Consider the following 22,504-nt stretch of genomic DNA (forward strand, 5'->3'; position numbering starts at 1 on the left):
GCCCGGGGCGCCGCCCGCGGGCGGGGGGCCCGCCCCCCCCCGCGGGGGGTGGTCCGGCCCACCGGCGTTCCGGCGTCGGGTGCTGCCTACTTGACCGGCAGTGCGGCCCGGCCCCACGCGCTGTTGGTCAGCGCCGCGGTGGCCCAGTACCAGGCGACCAGCCCGGAGGCCGCCGCGACCCAGCCGGCGAACTTGGCGAGGCCGCCGGTGGTGCTGAAGGTCGCGATGGCGGAGAGCACCAGGGAGACCGTCAGCAGGCCGTACACCGCACGGCTGAACAGGCCGGCGTTCCAGCTTGCCGCCGTGAGGGTGAGGGCGAGCAGGGCCCACAGGAGCAGGAACAGGCCCGCCGCGTTCTTGCCGGCGCCGCCGGCGGCGGACCAGGTGGCCCAGAAGGCACCGAGGCTGGTGAAGGCGGTGCCGGTGAAGCCCTCGCCGTTGCGGAGCTGCCAGAGGCCGGCGATGAACAGGGTGAGGCCGCCGAGGAGGTGGGCGAGATGGGCCGAGTCGCCGGCTCCGGTGCCACTGAAGATGCCAGTGGAGAGGAGGCCGTAGGCGAGGAGAGTCAGGCCGAGGGCGAGGTAACCGAGGTTCCCCGCGTCGGCTCCGGTGGAGCGGGCGTTCTGTGCCCCGGTAGCGTCGTTGCTCACCGGAGGCTCCTTTCACTCTGGGCGCGCGCAGGGCGCTGTGAACCGCAGGAGGATGTTCGATGAGGTGGATGCGCGCGACCGCGCCGAGGGCGCACGGCAGGAGCGTGCGACGGCTGCGGTCAGAATGACGGGCCAGCGTGAGACCTGCTGGTCGTGTCCCCGCCGGGGGATTCCCCGGTGAGATCGGTCTACCCGGCCGAACCAGCTTGTACCCTTGTGAATCACACAATTTGTGGCGCCGTCAGCTGTGGAACGCTCACGGTCGGCCGGCCGAGGGGCCGTAGTCGGGCAGAGCCGTTCAACCGCGGCCGGGTCCCGGCGGTCCCGGGAGATTCCGGTCGCTCGAAGCGCGCCCGCCCGGTGGGCGGACCGGATCAGCCCTGGCGCTGGGTGGGCACCCGCAGGGTGAGGATCGCCATGTCGTCCGACGGCGGCTCCGGGGCGAAGCGCTCGACCGCCCGCTGGACCCGCAGCGCCACCGCGCCGGCGGTCAGCCCGGTACAGCCGGTGAGGACTTCGGCCAGGCCGTCGTCGCCCAGCATCCGCCGGCCCTCGCGGCGCTCGGTCACGCCGTCGGTGACGCACAGCAGGACCTCGCCGGGGGCGAGCACCAAGTGCTCGGCGGTCAGGTCGAGTTCCTCCATCACACCGAGCAGCGGCTGTGGGGTGGCGGCCCGGTCGACCTGGCCGTCGGTGCGCAGGCGCAGCGGCAGCGGGTGGCCGGCGCAGACCATCGACAGCTCGGTGCTGCCGTCCGCCCGGGGCGTGAGCTCACCGTAGAGCAGGGTGAGGAAGCGGCTGCGCGAACCCTCGTCCAGGATGGCCGCGTTGAGCCGGCTGAGGACCTGTGGGGCGTCCAGGCCCTCGCGGGCGAGCAGTCGCAGCGAGTGCCGGGCCAGGCCGGTGACGGAGGCGGCCTCGGGGCCGGTCCCGCAGACGTCGCCGATGGCGAAGCCGTAGGTGCCCTCGCGGATGGTGAAGAGGTCGTAGAAGTCGCCGCCGACCTCGTTGCCCTCGCCGGCGGCCTGGTAGTAGACGTCCACCTCGACGCCCGGGATCTCGGGCAGGTCCGGCGGGAGCAGGCTGCGTTGCAGTGCCTGGCTGGTGGCGGTGCGCTCGGAGTAGAGGCGGGAGTTGTCGAGCGCGAGGGCGGCGCGGCGGGAGAGGTCCTCGGCGAGTTCCAGGATCTCCTGGCGGAACCTCACTCCGGCCGGGACGCCGAGCGCGAGCAGGCCGATGACCCGGTTCCGGGCGGCCAGCGGCAGGACCACCGTCTCGCCGAGCAGACCGGAGAGTTCGGGGTTCTCGGTCAGTCCGCCGGCTCGCGCGGCCTCGGCCGGCGCGGCCCAGAACCGGGCGCCGTGGGTGGGCCCGGAGTCCGGGGCGGCGGTCTTGTCGAGCAGGTCGCGCAGCGGGTCGATGCGGTCCTCGTCCTCGTGCAGCACGAAGGCGAGCGAGGCGGGGGCGCCGTGGTCGCCGTTGGTGTAGACGGCGCACCAGGAGGCGAGGGTGGGCACGGCCATCTGGGCCATCAGGGCGAGCGTCTGCTCGTGTTCCAGGGTGCCGGCCAGCAGGTCGGAGGCCTCGACCAGGAAGGAGAGCGAGCCCCGGCGCAGCCGTTCCAGCTCGGTGAGCCGGGTGCTCTCGATGGCCAGGGCGACCCGGTCGGCGGCGAACTGCAGGCGCAGCGCGTCCTCGTTGTCGTAGCGGCCCGGCACGGCGGTGGCGATGCCCAGCGAGCCGATCAGCCGGCCCTCGACCTTGAGCGGGACGGTGAGCAGCGAGCGCATGCCGCTGTCGCTCAGCACCGGCAGGCCGGTGGGCCGGGTGGCGAGGTCCTCGTGGACCGACGGCAGACGGGCCGAGTCGTAGCGGTTGCCGGTGTCGACGGGGAAGCGGCTGTGGTGGCGGTGGCCGGAGGAGAGGCCGGTGGCGGCGCGGACCTCGAACTCGGTCTCGTCGTCGGTGGTGAGCAGCAGGTAGGCGGCGTCGCCGTCGAGCAGGTCCCGGGCGCGTTCGACGGTGCGCTGGAGCAGGGTGTCCAGGTCGTCGGTGGCGGTGGGGCCGGCGAGCAGGTCGAGCCGGGACCCGGTCGGGTCGGGCTTGTCGCCGGGCAGGGCCCGGGCGGGGGAGCGGAGCACCGCGCGGTCGGGTTCGAGCACGAGCAGGCAGAGCGTGGAGGGGATGCCCTCGGTGTCGCGGATGCGGACCTGCAGGCCGTAGACCTCGACGGTCCGGCCGTCGGCGTGGCGCAGGCCGTAGCTGCCCTCCCAGCGGGCCAGCCGGAGGGTCGCGGCCAGGCCGAGGCCGAGGCCGGTACCGGGGCCCTGCGGCCAGACGGCCAGGTCGGCCCAGGGGCGGCCGAGCACGCTGTCGGCGGGGTGCTGGAAGAGCGCCTCGGCGTCCGGGTTCCAGGCGAGCACCCGGCCGTCGTCGTCGAGCTGGACCACCGCGACGTGGACCGGGCCGGCGCTGCTGGGCAGCTCGCTGCCGGGGGTGGCGGGGACGGCGTAGCGGGTCCCGGTGGTGTGGGCGGGCAGCGCGAGCCGGAACCAGACGGTCTTGCGGCCGGCCGAGTACTCGACGCCCCAGCGCTCGGCGAGGGCGGAGCACATCAGCAGGCCGCGGCCGCCTTCACCGTCGGGGTCGGCGTAGCGCTCGGAGGCGGTGACGGGGACGTCGGCGAAGGACGGCAGGCCGCGTTCGGGGTGGTGGTCGGTGACCTCGATCCGGACGGTCTCCTCCTCGCGCAGGCAACAGACCTCGGCGGCGGTACCGGCGTGCACGACGGCGTTGGTGACGAGTTCGCTGACCAGCACCACCGCGTCGTCGACGATTTCGGGCAGGCCCCAGCCCAGCAACGCGTCCCGGACGAAGGAACGGGCGGCCGAGGCCGACCGGCCGACGGGTTCGAAGGTGGCGGCTGCGCGCGCGGTGACCACGTTGCCACTTCTCCTCTGCTCTGGCCCTGGCTGTCCGGGTGCGGCGCCGACTTCCCCGTGTGCGCCGGCGGGGTGAGCGGCGGCGCTGGGTCGGGTCGTGGCCCGGTGCAGCGCTCCACCCTACTTTCCGGTTGGTTCCCCGTGGGGGCGGGGCGTCGAAACAGGCACCTGAGGGTGATTCTGCCCACCTGTTTCGGCTGGGGCGGTACCAACCGAGCGCAACCGGCCGTATACCCGGCGCCTGTGCTGCCAGACTGGGGGGTCCGTGACGCCCGTGGGAGCAGTACGGTCGATGCGGGTTCCGGCGGGCCGCCAGGTCACCGGGACGCTGATGCGCCGGGCCGGTGCTGCTTCGCGCCCCGAAAACGGGGCACGGAGGGCACCGGACAGTTCACGATCTGGGAGGGGCCCGTTGAGTTCGGCCACCAAGGACGCAACCGGTACGACGCCGCCCGCCCAGCGTGGTGTGCGGTCCGGGGCCGCGCCGCGGAGCGCGGCCGGCCGGCGAGCGAACCACGGTCGGGGGGCGGAGCCGGCCGAACTGCGCAAGCTGCTGGCCGCGCTGACCGCGATGCGCGACGGCAACTTCCGGCGCCGGCTGACGGTGCCGGGTGACGGCCCGCTGGCCGAGATCGCCGCGGTGTTCAACGAGGTCGCCGAGCGCAACCAGCACCTGACCGGCGAACTGGCCAGGGTCCGGCGTGCGGTGGGGCGTGAGGGCCGGCTGAACGAGCGGCTGGAGACCGGCGCCGGCGAGGGCGCCTGGATGGCCGCCGTCGACAACTGCAACGCGCTGATCGACGATCTGGCCCGGCCGATGGCCGAGGTCGGCCGGGTGCTGGCGTCGATCGCCGAGGGCGACCTGGACCAGAAGATGGAACTGCGCTCGCTGCACAGCAACGGGGTGAGCCACCCGCTGCGCGGCGAGTACCTGAAGATCGGCCGGACGGTCAACGGGCTGGTGGACCAGCTGTCGGAGTTCACCGACGAGGTGACCCGGGTGGCCCGCGAGGTCGGTACCGAGGGCAAGCTGGGCGGCCAGGCCAAGGTGCGCAGCGTCTCGGGCAGTTGGAAGGACCTGGCGGACTCGGTCAACACGATGGCCGGCCGGCTGACCGCGCAGGTGCGCAACATCGCGCAGGTGACCACGGCGGTGGCCAAGGGCGACCTGTCGCGCAAGGTCACGGTCGAGGTGGCCGGCGAGATGCTCGAACTGAAGAACACCGTGAACACCATGGTGGACCAGCTCAACGGCTTCGCCGCGCAGGTCACCACCGTCGCCCGGGACGTGGGGACGGAGGGCCGCCTCGGCGGTCAGGCGCAGGTGCCGGGCGTCGCGGGGGTCTGGCGGGACCTCACCGACTCGGTGAACTTCATGGCCGACAACCTCACCGGCCAGGTGCGCAACATCGCGCAGGTGACCACGGCGGTGGCGCGCGGAGACCTGTCGCAGAAGATCGAGGTCGACGCGCGGGGCGAGATCCTGGAGCTGAAGAACACCATCAACACGATGGTGGACCAGCTCTCCGGTTTCGCCGAGCAGGTGACCCGGGTGGCCCGCCAGGTCGGTACCGAGGGCCGCCTCGGCGGTCAGGCGCAGGTGCCCGGCGCGGCCGGGGTCTGGCGGGACCTCACCGACAACGTCAACTTCATGGCGAACAACCTCACCGATCAGGTGCGCAACATCGCGCAGGTGACGACCGCGGTGGCCAAGGGCGACCTGTCGCAGAAGATCCAGGTCGACGCGCGGGGCGAGATCCTCGAACTGAAGAACACCATCAACACGATGGTGGACCAGCTGGGGGCCTTCGCGGACGAGGTGACCAGAGTCGCCCGGGACGTCGGCACCGAGGGCATCCTCGGCGGTCAGGCGAGCGTGCCGGGGGTCTCCGGCACCTGGAAGGACCTGACCAACAGCGTCAACCTGATGGCCAACAACCTGACCAGCCAGGTCCGCAACATCGCGGAGGTGACCACGGCGGTCGCGCGCGGGGACGTCTCCAAGAAGATCACCGTGGACGCCCGCGGCGAGATCCTGGAGCTGGTCACCACCGTCAACACCATGGTCGACCAGCTCTCGGCGTTCGCCGACGAGGTGACCCGGGTGGCGCGCGAGGTGGGCACCGAGGGGATCCTGGGCGGCCAGGCCCGGGTGCGCGGGGTGTCGGGCATCTGGAAGGACCTGACCGACAACGTCAACTTCATGGCCTCCAACCTGACCAGTCAGGTGCGCAACATCGCCGAGGTCGCCACCGCGGTGGCCAGCGGCGACCTCTCCAAGAAGATCACCATCGAGGCGCAGGGCGAGGTGGCGGCGCTGGCCGGCACCCTGAACACGATGGTCGACCAGCTCTCCGCCTTCGCGGTGGAGGTCACCCGGGTGGCCCGCGAGGTGGGCACCGACGGCATCCTGGGCGGCCAGGCCGGGGTACCGGGCGTGGCCGGCATCTGGAAGGACCTGACCGACAACGTCAACCTGATGGCGAACAACCTGACCGGTCAGGTCCGCAACATCGCGCTGGTGATCACGGCGGTGGCGCGCGGCGACCTGTCGCAGAAGATCGACGTGGACGCGCGCGGCGAGATCCTGGAGCTCAAGACCAGCATCAACATCATGGTCGACCAGCTGGGGTCGTTCGCCGACGAGGTGACCCGGGTGGCCCGTGAGGTGGGCACCGACGGGCGGCTCGGCGGGCAGGCCCGGGTGCCCGGGGTGGACGGCACCTGGCAGGACCTCACCGAGTCGGTGAACGAGCTGGCCAACAACCTGACCCGGCAGGTGCGCGCGATCGCGCAGGTCGCCACCGCGGTGACCAGGGGTGACCTCTCGCTGCGGATCGACGTGGACGCGTCCGGTGAGCTCGACGAGCTCAAGGACAACATCAACCAGATGATCGCCAACCTGCGCGAGACCACCCGGACCAACCAGGAACAGGACTGGCTGAAGACCAACCTGGCCCGGATCTCCGGTCTGCTGCAGGGCCGCCGCGACCTGGAGGCGGTCGCCTCGCTGATCATGACCGAGCTGACCCCGGTGGTCTCGGCCCAGCACGGCGCGTTCTTCCTGGCCCAGCCGGCCGGCCGCACCGCCGAGCTGATCACCGAGGACGACGACGAGAACGACACCGTGCTGCGGCTGATCGGCAGCTACGGCTACCAGCGGCGGGCGATGCCGACCACCTTCCGCCCCGGCGAGTCGCTGATCGGCCAGGCGGCGGTGGAGAAGCGCTCGATCATCCTCAAGGAGGCCCCGCCCGGGTACCTCAAGATCGCGTCCGGGCTGGGCGAGGCCTCTCCGGCCCACATCGTGGTGCTGCCGGTGCTGTTCGAGGGCCGGCTGCTGGGCGTGATCGAGCTGGCCACGTTCAGCTCCTTCACCACCGTCGCGCTGGACTTCCTCAACCAGATCGCCGACCTGATCGGCGTCACGGTCAACACCATCAGCGTCAACACCAAGACCGAGGGGCTGCTGCTGGAGTCCCAGCGGCTGACCGCCGAACTCTCGATGCGGTCGGCCGAGTTGGAGGCGCGCCAGGAGGAACTGGAGCGGACCAACGAGGAGTTGCAGGAGAAGGCCGAGCAGCTCGCCCAGCAGAACCGCGACATCGAGATCAAGAACAGCGAGATCGAGGAGGCCCGGCAGGTCCTGGAGGAGCGCGCCGAGCAGCTGGCGCTGGCCTCCCGCTACAAGAGCGAGTTCCTCGCCAACATGTCGCACGAGCTGCGCACCCCGCTCAACTCGCTGCTGATCCTTGCCAAGCTGCTCTCCGACAACAACGAGGGCAACCTCTCGCCCAAGCAGGTCGAGTTCGCCGACACCATCCACGGTGCCGGGTCCGACCTGCTCCAGCTGATCAACGACATCCTGGACCTCTCCAAGGTCGAGGCGGGCAAGATGGACGTCCGCCCGGCCCGGATCGCCCTGGTCCAGCTGGTCGACTACGTGGAGGCCACCTTCCAGCCGGTCGCGCTGGACAAGAACCTGGACTTCGCCGTCCGGGTCTCGTCGGCGCTGCCGGTCACCCTGCACACCGACGAGCAACGGCTCCAGCAGGTGCTGCGGAACCTGATCTCCAACGCGGTCAAGTTCACGGACTCCGGTGCGGTGGACTTCTCGATCAGCCCGGCCGGCCCCGACGTCCCGCAGCACGTCCGGGAGCGACTGCTGGAGGCCGGCGCGATCAAGGGGCCGGACGACCCGCTGATCGCCTTCTCGGTCTCCGACACGGGCATCGGCATCCCCGAGAACAAGCTCCGGGAGATCTTCGAGGCCTTCAAGCAGGCCGACGGCACCACCAGCCGCAAGTACGGCGGCACCGGCCTCGGGCTCTCGATCAGCCGGGAGATCGCGCGCCTGCTCGGCGGCGAGATCCACGCCGAGAGCGAGCTGGGCAGGGGCTCCACGTTCACCCTGTACCTGCCGCTGCGCACCGAGGCCGGGGAGATCGCCCCGCCGTCCGGGCCGAACGCCCCGACGGTCCGCGCCTCGGTCGGGGTGACCCCGGCCGGCACGCCCGTCCCGGTCGGCGAGAACCCGGCCGACCACTGGGCCCAGGAGGTCCGCGAACTGGCCGAGGAGCGCCGCCGCGGTGCCGTCGAGCGCCGCCGCGCCGCCTTGGAGGCCCCCGTCGAGGGCCGGCTGCCGGTCGGCGGCCAGGCGGCCCGCCAACCCTCCCGGACGGACATCCGCTTCGACGGCCAGCAGGTGCTGATCGTCGACGACGACGTCCGCAACGTGTTCGCGCTCACCAGCGTCCTGGAACAGCACGGCCTGACCGTCCTGTACGCCGAGAACGGCCGTGAGGGCATCGAGATGCTGGAGCAGCACGAGAACGTCGCGCTGGTCCTGATGGACATCATGATGCCGGAGATGGACGGGTACGCGACGACCGAGGCGATCCGCCGGATGCCCCAGTTCGCCGGGCTGCCGATCATCGCGCTGACGGCCAAGGCGATGAAGGGCGACCGGGAGAAGTCCCTGGAGGCCGGTGCCACCGACCACATCACCAAGCCGGTCGAGACCGACCACCTGCTGACCGTGATGCAGGAGTGGCTGACGGCGCGGAAGGACTAGGTCCTTCGTCGACGAGCCGCGATGCCCCGGGCACGGTGTTCCACCGAGGCCGGGGGCGCGAACCCCGGAGCCCGCTCCGGGGTTCGCGCCTTTCGGGGCGCGGTTTGCTGGCGGGGAGGGGCGGGAACCGGGTAGGGTCACCGATCGTTGCGAACAGTGACCGGATGGCAACTCGCTGGTGAGCGTGCGCCGGGGCACTGGGTGCGCGTTGCCCCGGATCAGGTTGCGACGGGGCGATGTGCCGGGCGAGGGGGTGCGGCTAGCATGACCGGGGTAGTGGTGGGCAGTGTGCGAGTGCCTTCCCCAGGCAGGCAGGCGACAGGAGGGCGGGCCCTAATGCAGAAGGCGAAGATCCTCCTGGTCGACGACCGGCCGGAGAACCTGCTGGCGCTGGAGGCGATCCTCTCGGCGCTGGACCAGACGCTGGTGCGCGCGGCCTCCGGCGAGGAGGCGCTCAAGGCGCTGCTCACCGACGATTTCGCGGTGATCCTGCTGGATGTCCAGATGCCCGGGATGGACGGCTTCGAGACGGCCGCCCACATCAAGCGGCGCGAGCGCACCAGGGACATCCCGATCATCTTCCTGACCGCGCTCAACCACGGGCCGCACCACACCTTCCGCGGCTACGCGGCGGGCGCGGTGGACTACATCTCCAAGCCCTTCGACCCGTGGGTGCTGCGCGCCAAGGTCTCCGTCTTCGTCGACCTCTACATGAAGAACTGCCAGCTCAAGGAGCAGGCCGCGCTGCTGCGGCTGCAACTGGAGGCAGGCGGCGAGCAGCCGGCCATCGGCGGTGCGCTGCTCGGTGAGCTGTCGGCGCGGCTGGCATCGGTGGAGGAGCAGGCCGAGGCGCTCGTCAAGCAGCTGGACGGCACCGAGGACGGCGGGGTGGCCGCCACCGCGGTGCACCTGGAGCGCAAGCTGGCGGGTCTGCGGCGGGCGCTGGACGCGCTGCGCCCCGGAGTGGAGTAGCGGCGGCCCGCGATCACCCGTCCGGGTGAAACCGGACCGGTGTGACGGTGTGTCTGCGACACGTCGGGGCACCCCGGCTCGGCGCATGTGCACAGGTGGTCGGCCCCGGTAGGCTGCTGAGCCATGGCCACACGTACGCCCGGAAGCGCGGCACGCAACTCGAGTCCGGGCCCGTCCAAGAAGGCCGCGGCGAAGGCTCCGGCCAAGCCGGCCGCGAAGAAGGCGGCCGCCAAGAAGGCCGCCCCGGCGAAGAAGGCGGCGGCCAAGCCCGCGCCGCCCGCCCCGCCGGCGCCGAGGCCGATACTCTTCCGGGCCGTCCGGGCCGTCTGGCTCGGTCTGGCGCACGCGGTCGGCGCGGTCTTCCGGGGCTTCGGCGACGGCGCCAAGAACCTGGACCCGGCGCACCGCAAGGACGGCATCGGGCTGCTGCTGTTGGCGCTCGCGCTGGTCACCGCCGCCGGTACCTGGTTCAGCCCGCAGGGCTGGCTCGGCGAGGCGGCCACCAACGTGGTCTCCGGACTCTTCGGTCGCCTGGACGTGCTGGTGCCGTTCCTGCTGGCGGCGGTCGCGATCCGGTTGATGCGCCACCCGGAGCTGCCGGAGGCCAACGGGCGGATCATGATCGGTCTGAGCGCGCTGGTGGTCGGTGTGCTCGGACTGGTCCACATCGGGTGCGGCGCGCCCATGATGGGCAGCGGCGCGACCCGGATAAGGGCGGCCGGCGGCATCGTCGGCTGGGCCGTCTCCACCCCGATGATGGCCGCGGCCGGACCGCCGCTCGCGGTGCCGCTGCTCCTGCTGCTGGCCTTCTTCGGCCTGCTGGTGACCACCGCGACCCCGGTCAACCGGATCCCCGAGCGGCTGCGCGCCGCCGGGGTGCGGCTCGGCGTGGTCGAGCCCGGCCCGCAGGACGCGTTCGCCGAGGGGCGTGCGCCGGAGCGCGAGTTCTCCACCGAGCCGCCGGAGGACGCGGACCCCGCGGCCCTGCCGTTCACCGTGGAGGCCGACGGCGACTCCCCGTCGGACGAGGTCGCGGCCCGCCGGCGCCGCCGCCGGCGCAAGCAACTGGACGACCCCGAGCTGTCCTCCGGCGTGCCCGACATGCTCACCAAGGACCCGTTCGGCACCGAGCCGGAGGACCCGTACGCCACCCGGGACCTCGCCGCCGGTGCCGCCGCCGACCTGGACGGCGCGCTGGTCTACGGCGTGCCCGCCTCCTCGGCGGTCGCGGACATGATGCACCAGGTGCAGGACCGCACCGCCGTGCCGGAGGAGGCCGCCGTCCCGCCGGCCCGCAGCGGCGGCGGGCCGGCCGCCCCCGAGGAGCACGGTCCGGCGCCGGTGCGGATGGAGCAGCTCCAGCTCTCCGGCGACATCACCTACTCGCTCCCCCCGCTCGACCTGCTGGAGCGCGGCGGCCCCGCGAAGGCCCGCAGCGCCCTCAACGACGAGGTGGTGGCCCAGCTCACGGGCACCTTCGCCGAGTTCAAGGTGGATGCCAAGGTCACCGGCTTCACCCGGGGGCCGACGGTCACCCGGTACGAGGTCGAGCTGGGCCCGGCCGTCAAGGTGGAGCGGATCACCGCGCTCGGCAAGAACATCGCGTACGCGGTGGCCAGCCCGGACGTGCGGATCATCAGCCCGATCCCGGGGAAGTCGGCGGTCGGCATCGAGATCCCCAACCGGGACCGCGAGATGGTCAACCTCGGGGACCTGCTGCGCTCGCGCACGGCCGCCGAGGACACCCATCCGATGGTGGTCGGCATGGGCAAGGACGTCGAGGGCCACACCGTGATGGCCAACCTCGCCAAGATGCCGCACATCCTGGTGGCCGGCGCGACCGGCGCGGGCAAGTCGTCCTGCATCAACTGCCTGATCACCTCGGTGCTGGCCCGGGCCACCCCGGACGAGGTGCGGATGGTGCTGGTGGACCCCAAGCGGGTCGAGCTGACGGCGTACGAGGGCATCCCGCACCTGATCACGCCGATCATCACCAACCCCAAGAAGGCCGCCGAGGCCCTCCAGTGGGTGGTGCGCGAGATGGACCTGCGCTACGACGACCTCGCCGCCTTCGGCTTCCGCCACGTGGACGACTTCAACGCGGCCGTGAAGGCCGGCAAGGTGACCGCGCCGCTCGGCAGCGAGCGCGAGCTGACCCCGTACCCGTACCTGCTGGTGATCGTCGACGAGCTGGCCGACCTGATGATGGTCGCCCCGCGCGACGTCGAGGACTCGGTGGTCCGGATCACCCAGCTGGCCCGGGCGGCCGGCATCCACCTGGTGCTGGCCACCCAGCGGCCCTCGGTGGACGTGGTGACCGGACTGATCAAGGCCAACGTGCCGTCCCGGCTGGCGTTCGCCACCTCGGCGATGGCCGACTCCCGGGTCATCCTGGACCAGCCGGGTGCCGAGAAGCTGATCGGCAAGGGCGACGCGCTCTTCCTCCCGATGGGCGCCAGCAAGCCGGTCCGGATGCAGGGCGCGTTCGTCACCGAGGCGGAGATCGCCGCGATCGTCCAGCACTGCAAGGACCAGCTGACGGCGGTCTACCGGGACGACGTGACGGTCGGCGGCGGGCCGAAGAAGGAGATCGACGAGGAGATCGGCGACGATCTGGACCTGTTGATCCAGGCCGCCGAGCTGGTCGTCTCCACCCAGTTCGGCTCCACCTCCATGCTCCAGCGCAAGCTTCGGGTCGGTTTCGCCAAGGCGGGCCGGCTGATGGACCTGATGGAGTCGCGCGGCATCGTCGGCCCGAGCGAGGGCTCCAAGGCCCGCGACGTGCTGGTGAAGCCGGACGAGCTGGACGGGGTCATCGTCGGCATCCGCGGCTGACCGGCCGCACCTGACGAAGCACGCCCTCCCCGGGTGTTCACTCGTTCGGAGGAGGGTAGGCGCGGTGTACGGAACCGATCGGGCGCGCACCGCGTCACAGGGCGGAAGGAACAGCCTCCGGCGACGGCGGCCCCGCCCTGACGGCCGTTCAGCGGGCGATCGGAACCCCACTCGGGCGGGCGTGCGCATTCGGTCCTGTTCCGCTTGAGAAACGATCCACCCCCGCCCCTAGACTGTTCTCCAGCAGGTGGCCATCCGCTCGAAAGGCGTGCCCCGTGACCATCGGCAAGTCCCCCGACCGCGAGAACGCCCCGTCGTCCGCCGAGCTGTCCGGCGCCGCGGAGCTCGCGGCAGATGCCCCGAGCATCGGCCGCGTGCTGTCCGTCGCCCGGATCGACGCCGGACTCACGGTCGATCAGGTGAGTACCGCCACCCGGGTCCGGGTGCCGATCGTGCATGCCATCGAGGAGGACGACTTCGCCCGCTGCGGTGGCGATTTCTACGCCCGTGGCCACATCCGCGCCATCGCCCGTGCGGTCGGTGTGGACGGTGAGGCACTGGTGGCGCGGTACGACGCCGCGCACGGCGGCGCCCCCGCCGGCAAGCGACCCACTCAGCTGATCGACAGCGGACCGATCAAGGTGCCCGGCCGCGGCCGGCCGAACTGGACGGCCGCGATGGTCGCCGCGATCTTCGCGGTGGTCGCCCTGATCGGCTTCAACCTGGTGAGCGGCAAGACGGGCGGGTCGAGCACGGGCTCGGCCAGCGCGCCGCTGCCCAGCGGCTCCGGCACCGGCTCGGTCGCCCCCGCCGCCTCGCCCAGTGTCCAGCCGCCCGCCCCGGCGCCCAGCGCCGCGGCGATCGCGGCCGCACCGGCCGACAAGGTCACGGTGAAGCTGGTCGCCGAGAAGGACACCAGCTGGGTCTCGGCACTGGACGGCACCGGCAAGTCGCTGTTCCAGAACAACATCGAGGAAGGCCAGGACCAGACCTTCACCGACCCCAAGCAGATCAAGTTGGTGATCGGCAACGCGGGGGCCGTGCACGTGTACGTCAACGGCAAGGACCTCGGTCCGGCGGGGAAGAACGGCCAGGTGGTGCACGTCACGTACACCCCCGGCGACCCGCAGGCGGGCTGATCGCAGGGGCCGTGCGCCCCGGTGAAGATCTGGTAATCCGAGGCGCGTGGCCTCCGGGGCGAACGGCACCGGAGGCCGCGCGTTAATCTTGGCCCTATGCCTGAACGCCGTACTGTCGCCCTTGTCACGCTCGGATGCGCCCGCAACGAGGTGGACTCCGAGGAACTCGCCGGGCGACTGGAGGCCGATGGCTGGTTGCTGGTCGACGACGCCGCCGACGCCGATGTCGCCGTCGTCAACACCTGTGGCTTCGTCGAGGCCGCCAAGAAGGACTCCGTCGACGCCCTGCTGGAGGCCAACGACCTCAAGGGGCACGGCCGCACCCAGGCCGTCGTCGCGGTCGGCTGTATGGCCGAGCGCTACGGCAAGGAGCTCGCCGACGCGCTGCCCGAGGCGGACGGCGTGCTCGGCTTCGACGATTACTCCGACATCTCCGACCGCCTGCAGACCATCCTCTCCGGCGGTCACCACGCCCCGCACCTCCCGCGCGACCGCCGCAAGCTGCTGCCGCTGAGCCCGGTCGAGCGCCAGGCCGCCGCCGCCGAGGTCGCCCTCCCGGGCCACGGAGCCCCCGAGGACCTGCCCGAGGGCCTCGCCCCGGCCTCCGGGCCGCGCACCCTGCGCAAGCGGCTGGACGACAACCCGGTCGCCTCCGTGAAGCTCGCCTCGGGCTGCGACCGCCGGTGCTCCTTCTGCGCCATCCCGGCCTTCCGCGGCTCGTTCATCTCGCGCCGCCCCTCGGACGTGCTGCAGGAGGCCCAGTGGCTGGCCGCGCAGGGCGTCCGCGAGGTGGTGCTGGTCAGCGAGAACAACACCTCCTACGGCAAGGACCTCGGTGACATCCGGCTGCTGGAGACGCTGCTCACCGAGATCGCCGCGATCGAGGGCGTCGAGCGGGTCCGGGTCTCCTACCTGCAGCCGGCGGAGATGCGGCCGGGGCTGATCGACGCGATGACCGGCACCGCCGACGTGGTGCCCTACTTCGACCTCTCCTTCCAGCACTCGGCGCCCGCGGTGCTGCGCCGGATGCGGCGCTTCGGCTCCACCGACCAGTTCCTCGAACTGCTCGGGACCATCCGCGGCAAGGCCCCGCTGGCCGGCGCCCGCTCCAACTTCATCGTCGGCTTCCCCGGCGAGACCGAGGAGGACTTCGCCGAGCTGGAGCGGTTCGTGACGCACGCCGGCCTGGACGCGATCGGCGTCTTCGGCTACTCCGACGAGGACGGCACCGAGGCGGCGACCTTCGACGGCAAGCTGCCCGAGGACGTGGTGGCGGACCGGCTGAACCGGCTCTCCCGGCTGGCCGAGGAGATGACCGCCCAGCGGGCCGAGCAGCGGATCGGCACCGAGGTCGAGGTGCTGATCGAGTCGGTCGACGGCGACCTGGTCGAGGGCCGTGCCGCCCACCAGGCGCCCGAGACGGACGGCCTCACCACGCTCACCGGCGTGACGGACCCGGAGGTCGGCCGGTTCTACCGGGCCCGGGTGGTCGCCAGCGAGGGTGTCGACCTGGTCGCCGAGGCGCTGGAGCAGGTCCGGGTCCGGCAGGCCCCGGGAGCCGGGGAATGACCAAGGGCCCCGGCGCCCCCGCCGCGGCTCACCCGGGCAGACCGGCGGCCGCGGCGCCGCCGGCGCCGGGGATCTGGAACATCGCGAACATGCTCACGATGCTCCGGCTGCTGCTGGTGCCGGTCTTCGTGGCGCTGCTCTTCGCGGACGGCGGCCACGACCCCAAGTGGCGCGCGGTGGCCTGGGCCTCGTTCGCGGTCGCGATGATCACCGACCTGTTCGACGGCGAGCTGGCCCGCCGCAAGGGCCTGGTCACCGACTTCGGGAAGATCGCCGACCCGATCGCCGACAAGGCGATCATGGGGGCCGCGCTGATCGGCCTCTCGGTGCTGGGCGACCTGCCGTGGTGGGTCACGATCGTCATCCTGGCCCGCGAGCTGGGCATCACCCTGATGCGGTTCTGGGTGATCCGCTACGGGGTCATCCCGGCCAGCCGGGGCGGCAAGCTGAAGACGCTCACCCAGGGCATCGCGGTCGGCATGTACGTGCTGGAGCTGACCGGCTGGCTGGCCACCGCCCGGGCCGTGCTGATGGCGCTGGCGGTGCTGCTGACCGTCGGGACCGCGCTGGACTACGTGGGGCAGGCGCTGCGCCTGCGCCGTGAGGGGCTGGCCGCGGAGCACGCGGGCCGGTGAGGGAGGCGAACGGGGTGGGGTCCGGGGTGGAGCACGAGTCGGCGTCGAAGGCGCACGCCGCGCTGCGCGGGGAGGGCAGCACGGTGGCGGTCGCGGAGTCGCTCACCGGCGGGCTGCTGGCCGCCGCGCTGGTCGACGTCCCCGGGGCGTCCGCGACCTTCCGCGGATCGGTCACCGCGTACGCGACCGAGCTGAAGGCCTCCGTGCTCGGCGTCGACGAGGGCCTGCTGGCCGTACACGGACCGGTTCACCCGCTGGTGGCCCGGCAGATGGCGGAGGGCGTGCGGCGGCTGCTGGGGGCCACGTACGGACTCGCGACCACGGGGGTGGCCGGGCCGGAGCCCCAGGACGGGCAGCCGGTGGGCACCGTACACCTCGCGGTGGCCGGTCCGGGGGGAAGTCTGGTCAGTTCGCCGCGGCTGTCGGGGGACCGTGCCACAATCCGTCACGGGGCGGTGACCGCCGCTCTGGAGCTGCTCGTCGGGCGGCTCGCGGCCGGGGCGGCCTCGCACTGACCCGCCGCCCACCCGCCGTGCGACGCTCCCGTCGACGGCGCGGTCCGGCTCCGTCCCGGTGTCCGGGCGGGCTCGTCCGGACAGATCTCCACCGAACCGAGATCTGCCGAACCCGCGTACGGGGATGAGGTGGCTGGAGGATCGTGTTAGATCGGTGGTCCTGGTTGGGCAGAAACCAGGTGGCGAACGAGTGGCGTGGCGATGGCCGGGTGCCGCACGGAGGGTGCGACGAGGCGCCCGCGGGCCCTGGTGCGGCACCGAAACAGGGGAGGGGACAGCCTTGCAGCCCAGAGTGAACACGACCATGGTCCCCGCACGCGAAGCGGGCAAGGCGGTACGGTGGGGGCGTGACATCTCGATCCGCAGTCCGAGGAGGGAGGCACCGATGATCCTGCTCCGTCGCCTACTGGGCGATGTACTGCGTCGGCAGCGCCAGCGCCAGGGCCGCACACTTCGCGAGGTGTCGGCAGCTGCCAGGGTTTCGCTCGGTTACCTCTCCGAGGTCGAGCGGGGACAGAAGGAGGCCTCCTCGGAGCTGCTCTCCGCGATCTGCGACGCCCTCGACGTCCGGATGTCCGAGGTCATGCGCGAGGTCAGCGACGAACTGTCGCTCGCCGAACTTGCGGCGATGTCCAGCCTCTCCGAAGGTGAACTGCTGAGGCCGGTGCTCGAACCGGTGTCGCTGCCCGCCCCCGGCGCCGACCGGGCGAACCTCTCGCCCAAGACCGCCGCGATGGACGTGGTCGCCGCCTGACCCGGCCTCGACGCCCGGGCGCCTGGTGCCCGGGGCGAGCGAAGGAGGCCGGTCGTGCGGAAAGCAGCAACGGCGTTCACCGAGGCCCGAATACGGTCGGCGCGGCTGGTGCCCCGGCCCGTGCGTCGGCTTCTGCCGCTCCTGGCGGGTGGTCTCGGCGGCTGGCTGGTACTCCGGGGACAGCCCACCGACGGGGTCGCGCTGGGGCTCCTCGCGGCCGGCGGGTGGGGGCTCGGTCTGATCCCGGTGCACGCGGACTGGCGGTCCACCGGACCGGTTCGCCGTCGAACGGGTGAGGCGACGGCCCGGGTGGAGGCGGAGCCTCCGATCGGGTGACACGAGTGAAGCGGTGCGAAGGCCGCGAGACGGGACTCCCGGCTCGCGGCCTTCGCCGTGTCCGGCGGTGGGTGGCCCTCGGGCCCGGTCGGCGGTCGTCGCCGGGCGCGGGTCAGGGCCGCAGCCGCAGGCCCCGCGGGGTGGCGTGGAAGCCGGCCTCCTCCAGGGCGTCCCCGAGCGCGGAGCCGAGGGCCGGCAGGCCGTTGGCCCGTTCGACGGTCACGCTGCCGAGGGCCCCCGCGCGGATCGCCGAGGCCAGCGCGGCCGTCGCCGCGGCGAGGGTGGCCTCGTCCTCGGGCCAGGCCAGCAGGGACTTGCCGCCCCGCTCGATGTAGAGGCCCAGCGCTCCGTCGACCAGGACCACCAGCGAGCCGGCCTTGCGTCCGGGCCGGTGCGCCCTGGCCTCCCTGGCCTCCCTCGTCTCCTTGGACGCCTTGCCCGTTTCGGCCCCTCGGCCCGCCTCGGCTCCCCGGCCCGCCTCGGCCTCGGGGGCGCCCGGCGGGTCGGGCCAGGGCAGTGCCGCGCCGTAGGCGTTCGCCGGGTCGGCGGCGGCCAGCACCAGCACCTGCGGCGGCTCGGCCGCCGGCCCGGCCGGCCACTCGGCGGCCCGGGCCCGCTCCAGCCGCCCGTTGACGGACCGCAGCCGGTCCGCGGCGCCGTCCATGGCGAACTGGGCGCCGCCCAGCCCCTCCACGAAGTACCCCCGGCGGGCCCGGCCGCGCTCCTCCATCGCGGCGAGCACCCGGTACACCCCGGCGAAGCCGCCCGGGACCCGTTCGGCCGCCACCGCGCCGCGGGTGAGCAGGCCGTGCCGGTCCAGCAGGCTCTGTGCCCGGGTGGTGGCCCGGACCGTCGGATCGGCGTCGAAGGCGGGCAGCAGCGACCAGCGGCCGGCCACCGTCGGCGGCCCGCCGCGCAGGGCGCCGCCGGACCGGCCGAAGGCGCGGCCCGCCCCGCCGTAGCGCCCGCGCGGGGCGGCCCGGGGGGCCCGGTGGGCGGTGGCTCCGGCCGTCCGGCCGGAGCCGAGCAGAGCGCGCAGCGGGGCGAGCGTGTCGTTGCTGACGTACCCGGCCCAGACCAAGTCCCAGAGGGCCTCGACGAGCTCGGCCTCGGGGGTGTCGGGGAGCCGCGCGACGAGTTGGCGGAAGAAGAGCCCGTAGCCGCCGGCCAGTGCCTCCAGGAGCGCGGTGTGCACGGGCGTGACGGCGGGCGGGACGGGCTCCGGGCGCAGCAGATGGGCGTTCTCGGCGAGGTGCAGGCCGATCCAGCCGTCCTTGCCGGGCAGGGCGCCGGCGCCGGCCCAGCCGATCTCGCCGGCTGCCATCAGCTCGTCCAGCAGCCCCGGGGCGTAGTCCGCGAGCCGGGCCGGGAGGATCAGCTTCTCCAGGGCGGAGGCGGGCAGGGCCGTCCCCTGCAGCTGCTCGACCACGCGGAGCAGGCCGTCCGGGCCGCGCAGCCGGTGGCCCGCCAGGTGCTGCCACTGCGGGAGGAAGGCGGCCAGCGCGCGCGGCGGGACGGCCTCGACCTCCTGGCGCAGGGCGGCCAGCGAGCGGCGGCGCAGCCGGCGCAGGACCTCGGCGTCGCACCACTCGACGGCGGCGAGGTGAGCGTCGACGGGGCCGGTGCGCGGCCCCTCGGAGGCCGGGTGGCGGGCGTCGGGCGGCCGGAACTCGCCCTGGACCAGGCGGCCGGCGGCGGTGTGCCGCTGGAGCGTGCCGGCGACCACCGCGCTGCCCAGGCCGAAGCGGGCGGCGGCCTCGACGGCGGTGAACGGGCCGTGGGTGCGGGCGTACCGGGAGAGGAGATCGCCCAGCGGGTCCTTGACGGGCTCGGTGAAGGCCTCGGGGACACCGACCGGCAGCGGGGTGCCCAGCGCGTCGCGCAGCCGGCCGGCGTCCTCGACGGCGGCCCAGTGCTGCTCACCGGCGATCCGGACCGCGATCACCCGGCGGGCGGCCTCCAGCTCCAGCGCCCAGAGCGGTTCGGCGCCGCGGGCGGTCAGCTCGGCCTCGGTGAGCGGACCGAGCAGCCGCAGGGCGTCGGCGACACCCTCCGCGTCCTTGATCCGGCGCTCGGGGGTCAGACGCTGGAGCTCCGCCTCCAGCTCGGTGAGGACCCGCGGATCGAGCAGCTCGCGCAACTCGGCCTGGCCGAGGAGCTCGGAGAGCAGCCGGGAGTCGAGCGAGAGGGCGGCGGCCCGCCGCTCGGCGAGCGGGGAGTCGCCCTCGTAGAGGAACTGGGCGACGTAGCCGAAGAGCAGCGAACGGGCGAACGGGGAGGGCTCGGGTGTGGTGACCTCGACCAGACGGACGGCCCGGGACTCCAGATCGCGCATCAGCTCGACCAGGCCGGGGACGTCGAAGACGTCCTGGAGGCACTCCCGGACGGCTTCCAGGACGATCGGGAACGAGCCGTACTCGGCGGCGACCTCCAGGAGTTGCGCGGAGCGCTGGCGCTGCTGCCAGAGCGGGGTCCGCCGGCCGGGGCTGCGCCGGGGGAGCAGCAGGGCGCGGCCGGCGCACTCGCGGAACCGGGAGGCGAACAGGGCGGAGCCGCCGACCTGGTCGGTGACCAGCTGCTCGATCTCGCCGGAGTCGAACAGGGCGGCGTCGGCGCCGACCGGGGCGTCGTCCGGTGCGGTGGTCCGCTCCGGGGGGAAGTCGAGCAGGTCGGCGTCGGGCAGGCGGAGCACGATGCCGTCGTCGGCGTGCATGACCTGCGGGTCCAGGCCGTGCTTCTCCCGCAGCCGGGCGCCGATCGCGAGGGCCCAGGGCGCGTGCACCTGGGCACCGAAGGGGGAGTGGATGACGATCCGCCAGTCGCCGAGCTCGTCGCGGAAGCGCTCGACCACGATGGTGCGGTCGTCGGGGAGGTGGCCGCAGGCGGTGCGCTGCTCCGCGAGGTAGTCGAGCAGGTTCCCCGCGGCCCAGTCGTCGAGGCCGGCCTGCCGGAGCCGGGCGGTGGCGGCCGCGGGCTCCAGGGCGCCGAGTTCGCGGGTGAACGCGCCGAGCGCGCGGCCGAGTTCGAGCGGGCGGCCGAGGGTGTCGCCCTTCCAGAACGGGAGCCGGCCGGGGACCCCGGGCGCCGGGGTGACCAGCACCTTGTCGTGGGTGATCTCCTCGATCCGCCAGGAGGTGGTGCCGAGGGTGAAGACGTCGCCGACGCGGGACTCGTAGACCATCTCCTCGTCCAGCTCTCCCACCCGTCTCCCGCCGGAGCCCTTCCGGCCGGCCTTGGAGTCGGCCTTGGAGTCGGCCGCCTCGGAGCCGGCGATGAAGACGCCGAACAGGCCCCGGTCGGGGATCGTGCCGCCGGAGGTGACGGCGAGCCGCTGGGCGCCGGGGCGGCCGGTGACGGTGCCGGCCACCCGGTCCCAGACCAGGCGGGGGCGGAGCTCGGCGAAGGCGTCCGAGGGGTAGCGGCCGGCCAGCATGTCGAGGACGGCGTCGAAGGCGGACTGCGGCAGGGTCGCGAACGGGGCGGTCCGGCGGACCAGGGCGAGCAGGTCGTCCACCGGCCAGTCGTCCAGCGCCGTCATGGCGACGAGCTGCTGGGCGAGCACGTCCAGCGGGTTGCGCGGGATGCGCAGTGCCTCGATCCGGCCGGCCCGCATCCGCTCGGTGACCACGGCGGACTGCACCAAGTCCCCCCGGTACTTGGGGAAGAAGACACCGGTGGAGACGGCGCCGACCTGGTGGCCGGCCCGGCCGACCCGCTGGAGGCCGGAGGCGACCGAGGGCGGTGACTCGACCTGGACCACCAGCTCGACGGCGCCCATGTCGATGCCGAGCTCCAGACTGGAGGTGGCGACCACGGCGGGCAGCCGGCCGGCCTTCAGCTCCTCCTCCACCAGGGCGCGCTGCTCCTTGGAGACCGAGCCGTGGTGGGCGCGGGCGATGACCGGCGGGGCGCCCTTGGCGACGCCGGACTCGGCCATCAGCTGGGCGGGTGAGTGCGCCTCGGGCAGCGGCTCACCGGCGGCGCGTTCGTAGGCGATCTCGTTCAGCCGGTTGCAGAGGCGCTCGGCGAGCCGGCGGGAGTTGGCGAAGACGATGGTCGAGCGGTGGGCCTGGACGAGGTCGACGATCCGCTCCTCGACGTGCGGCCAGATCGAGGCGCCGCCGGCCGGGCGGTCGGTGTCCGCGCCGCCGGTGGCGGGAGCGGGCGGAAGGTCGTCCAGATCGGGGACGGGGACGACCACCGTGAGGTCGAACCGTTTGTCGGTGGCGGGCTGGACGACGACGGCGCCGCGCTGCGGGCTGAGGTACCGGGCCACCTCCTCGACCGGCCGGACGGTGGCGGACAGGCCGATCCGGCGGGCCGGGCGCTCCAGCAGCTCGTCCAGCCGCTCCAGGGACAGCGCGAGGTGCGCGCCGCGCTTGGTGCCGGCCACGGCGTGCACCTCGTCCAGGATCACCGTGTCGATGCCGCGCAGCGACTCCCGGGCGGCGGAGGTGAGCAGCAGGAAGAGCGATTCGGGGGTGGTGATCAGGATGTCCGGCGGGTGGGTGGTGAAGCGGCGCCGGTCGGCGGCGGGGGTGTCGCCGGAGCGGATGCCGACCTGCACCTCGGGCTCGGGCAGGCCGAGCCGGACGGCGGCCTGGCGCAGGCCGGCCAGCGGGGCGCGCAGGTTCCGCTCGACGTCGACCGCGAGGGCCTTGAGCGGCGAGATGTAGAGCACCCGGCAACGGCGCTTCGGCTCGGCGGGGGGCGGGGTGCTGCTGAGGTGGTCCAGCGCGGAGAGGAAGGCGGCGAGCGTCTTGCCGGAGCCGGTGGGGGCCACCACCAGGACGTCCGTCCCCCGCGCGATGGCGTGCCAGGCCTCGGCCTGGGCGGTGGTGGGCGCGCGGAAGGCGCCCGTGAACCAGGCCCGGGTGGCCGGGGCGAATCCGGCCAGCGGGTCGGCGGGCGGCTGGGGCTGGGTCTGCGGCGCCATGCCCCCATGGTGCCGGGTGCCACTGACAACGGGCGGGTGGGCGACGCCGGGCCGGCGCACGCGGTCGGGGCCCGGGCTGCCGGCCGGTCGGGCGGGGCGCCGCTGAGAAGGCAGAAAGGATAATCCGCTCATATGGTGATAATCCGG

At 73.3% G+C, this 22,504-nt stretch carries 11 protein-coding genes; 8 read left to right on the top strand and 3 right to left on the bottom strand.

Features of this window, described 5'->3' with window-relative positions; translation table 11 throughout:
• Positions 1-86 precede the first annotated feature (86 nt).
• Positions 87-650: an acetate uptake transporter gene (locus tag ACFXHB_RS33595; protein WP_380578792.1), complete on the bottom strand. Its 564-nt coding sequence runs from the start codon at positions 648-650 to the stop codon at positions 87-89.
• Positions 651-1,024: 374 nt separating this feature from the next.
• Complete coding sequence (locus ACFXHB_RS33600) at positions 1,025-3,592, bottom strand: SpoIIE family protein phosphatase (protein ID WP_380578794.1); 2,568 nt, start codon at positions 3,590-3,592, stop codon at positions 1,025-1,027.
• A 466-nt stretch (positions 3,593-4,058) separates the two neighbouring features.
• Here ACFXHB_RS33600 and ACFXHB_RS33605 point away from each other — a divergent pair, with 466 nt between their 5' ends.
• From ACFXHB_RS33605 to ACFXHB_RS33640, 8 genes are all read left to right on the top strand, one after another.
• Entirely contained in the window at positions 4,059-8,666 is a 4,608-nt protein-coding gene (locus ACFXHB_RS33605) for a HAMP domain-containing protein (protein WP_380578845.1), read from the top strand.
• Between the two features lie 336 nt (positions 8,667-9,002).
• On the top strand, positions 9,003-9,638 hold the full coding sequence (locus tag ACFXHB_RS33610) for a two-component system response regulator (protein ID WP_380578796.1): 636 nt from the start codon (positions 9,003-9,005) through the stop codon (positions 9,636-9,638).
• 123 nt (positions 9,639-9,761) lie between these two features.
• Positions 9,762-12,473 carry a DNA translocase FtsK gene (locus tag ACFXHB_RS33615; RefSeq protein ID WP_380578798.1) on the top strand — a complete coding sequence of 904 codons (2,712 nt, stop codon included), beginning with the start codon at positions 9,762-9,764 and terminating at the stop codon, positions 12,471-12,473.
• A gap of 275 nt (positions 12,474-12,748) precedes the next feature.
• Complete coding sequence (locus tag ACFXHB_RS33620; RefSeq protein WP_380578800.1) at positions 12,749-13,612, top strand: helix-turn-helix domain-containing protein; 864 nt, start codon at positions 12,749-12,751, stop codon at positions 13,610-13,612.
• Between the two features lie 96 nt (positions 13,613-13,708).
• Positions 13,709-15,181 carry a 30S ribosomal protein S12 methylthiotransferase RimO gene (rimO, locus tag ACFXHB_RS33625; RefSeq protein ID WP_380578802.1) on the top strand — a complete coding sequence of 491 codons (1,473 nt, stop codon included), beginning with the start codon at positions 13,709-13,711 and terminating at the stop codon, positions 15,179-15,181.
• Positions 15,178-15,816, top strand: coding sequence for a CDP-diacylglycerol--glycerol-3-phosphate 3-phosphatidyltransferase (gene pgsA, locus ACFXHB_RS33630; RefSeq protein ID WP_380578804.1), 639 nt, complete (start codon positions 15,178-15,180; stop codon positions 15,814-15,816). The genes rimO and pgsA overlap by 4 nt, the downstream gene beginning before the upstream one ends.
• A complete protein-coding gene (locus ACFXHB_RS33635; protein ID WP_380578806.1) occupies positions 15,813-16,331 on the top strand; it encodes a CinA family protein in 519 nt (172 codons plus the stop codon). The genes pgsA and ACFXHB_RS33635 overlap by 4 nt, the downstream gene beginning before the upstream one ends.
• Positions 16,332-16,716: 385 nt before the next feature.
• Positions 16,717-17,085 carry a helix-turn-helix domain-containing protein gene (locus ACFXHB_RS33640; protein WP_380578808.1) on the top strand — a complete coding sequence of 123 codons (369 nt, stop codon included), beginning with the start codon at positions 16,717-16,719 and terminating at the stop codon, positions 17,083-17,085.
• A 448-nt stretch (positions 17,086-17,533) separates the two neighbouring features.
• Here ACFXHB_RS33640 and ACFXHB_RS33645 read toward each other — a convergent pair whose 3' ends face one another.
• Entirely contained in the window at positions 17,534-22,357 is a 4,824-nt protein-coding gene (locus ACFXHB_RS33645; RefSeq protein WP_380578810.1) for an ATP-dependent helicase, read from the bottom strand.
• Positions 22,358-22,504 lie beyond the last annotated feature (147 nt).

Source organism: Kitasatospora sp. NPDC059327, from assembly GCF_042752535.1.
Taxonomy (GTDB): domain Bacteria; phylum Actinomycetota; class Actinomycetes; order Streptomycetales; family Streptomycetaceae; genus Kitasatospora.

Excerpts from the sequence above, each read along its gene's own strand:
- ACFXHB_RS33610 (WP_380578796.1), top strand. The coding sequence starts at position 9,003 with ATGCAGAAGGCGAAGATCCTCCTGGTCGACGACCGGCCGGAGAACCTG.
- pgsA (WP_380578804.1), top strand. The coding sequence starts at position 15,178 with ATGACCAAGGGCCCCGGCGCCCCCGCCGCGGCTCACCCGGGCAGACCG.
- ACFXHB_RS33640 (WP_380578808.1), top strand. The coding sequence starts at position 16,717 with ATGATCCTGCTCCGTCGCCTACTGGGCGATGTACTGCGTCGGCAGCGC.
- ACFXHB_RS33645 (WP_380578810.1), bottom strand. The coding sequence starts at position 22,357 with ATGGCGCCGCAGACCCAGCCCCAGCCGCCCGCCGACCCGCTGGCCGGA.
- ACFXHB_RS33615 (WP_380578798.1), top strand. The coding sequence starts at position 9,762 with ATGGCCACACGTACGCCCGGAAGCGCGGCACGCAACTCGAGTCCGGGC.
- rimO (WP_380578802.1), top strand. The coding sequence starts at position 13,709 with ATGCCTGAACGCCGTACTGTCGCCCTTGTCACGCTCGGATGCGCCCGC.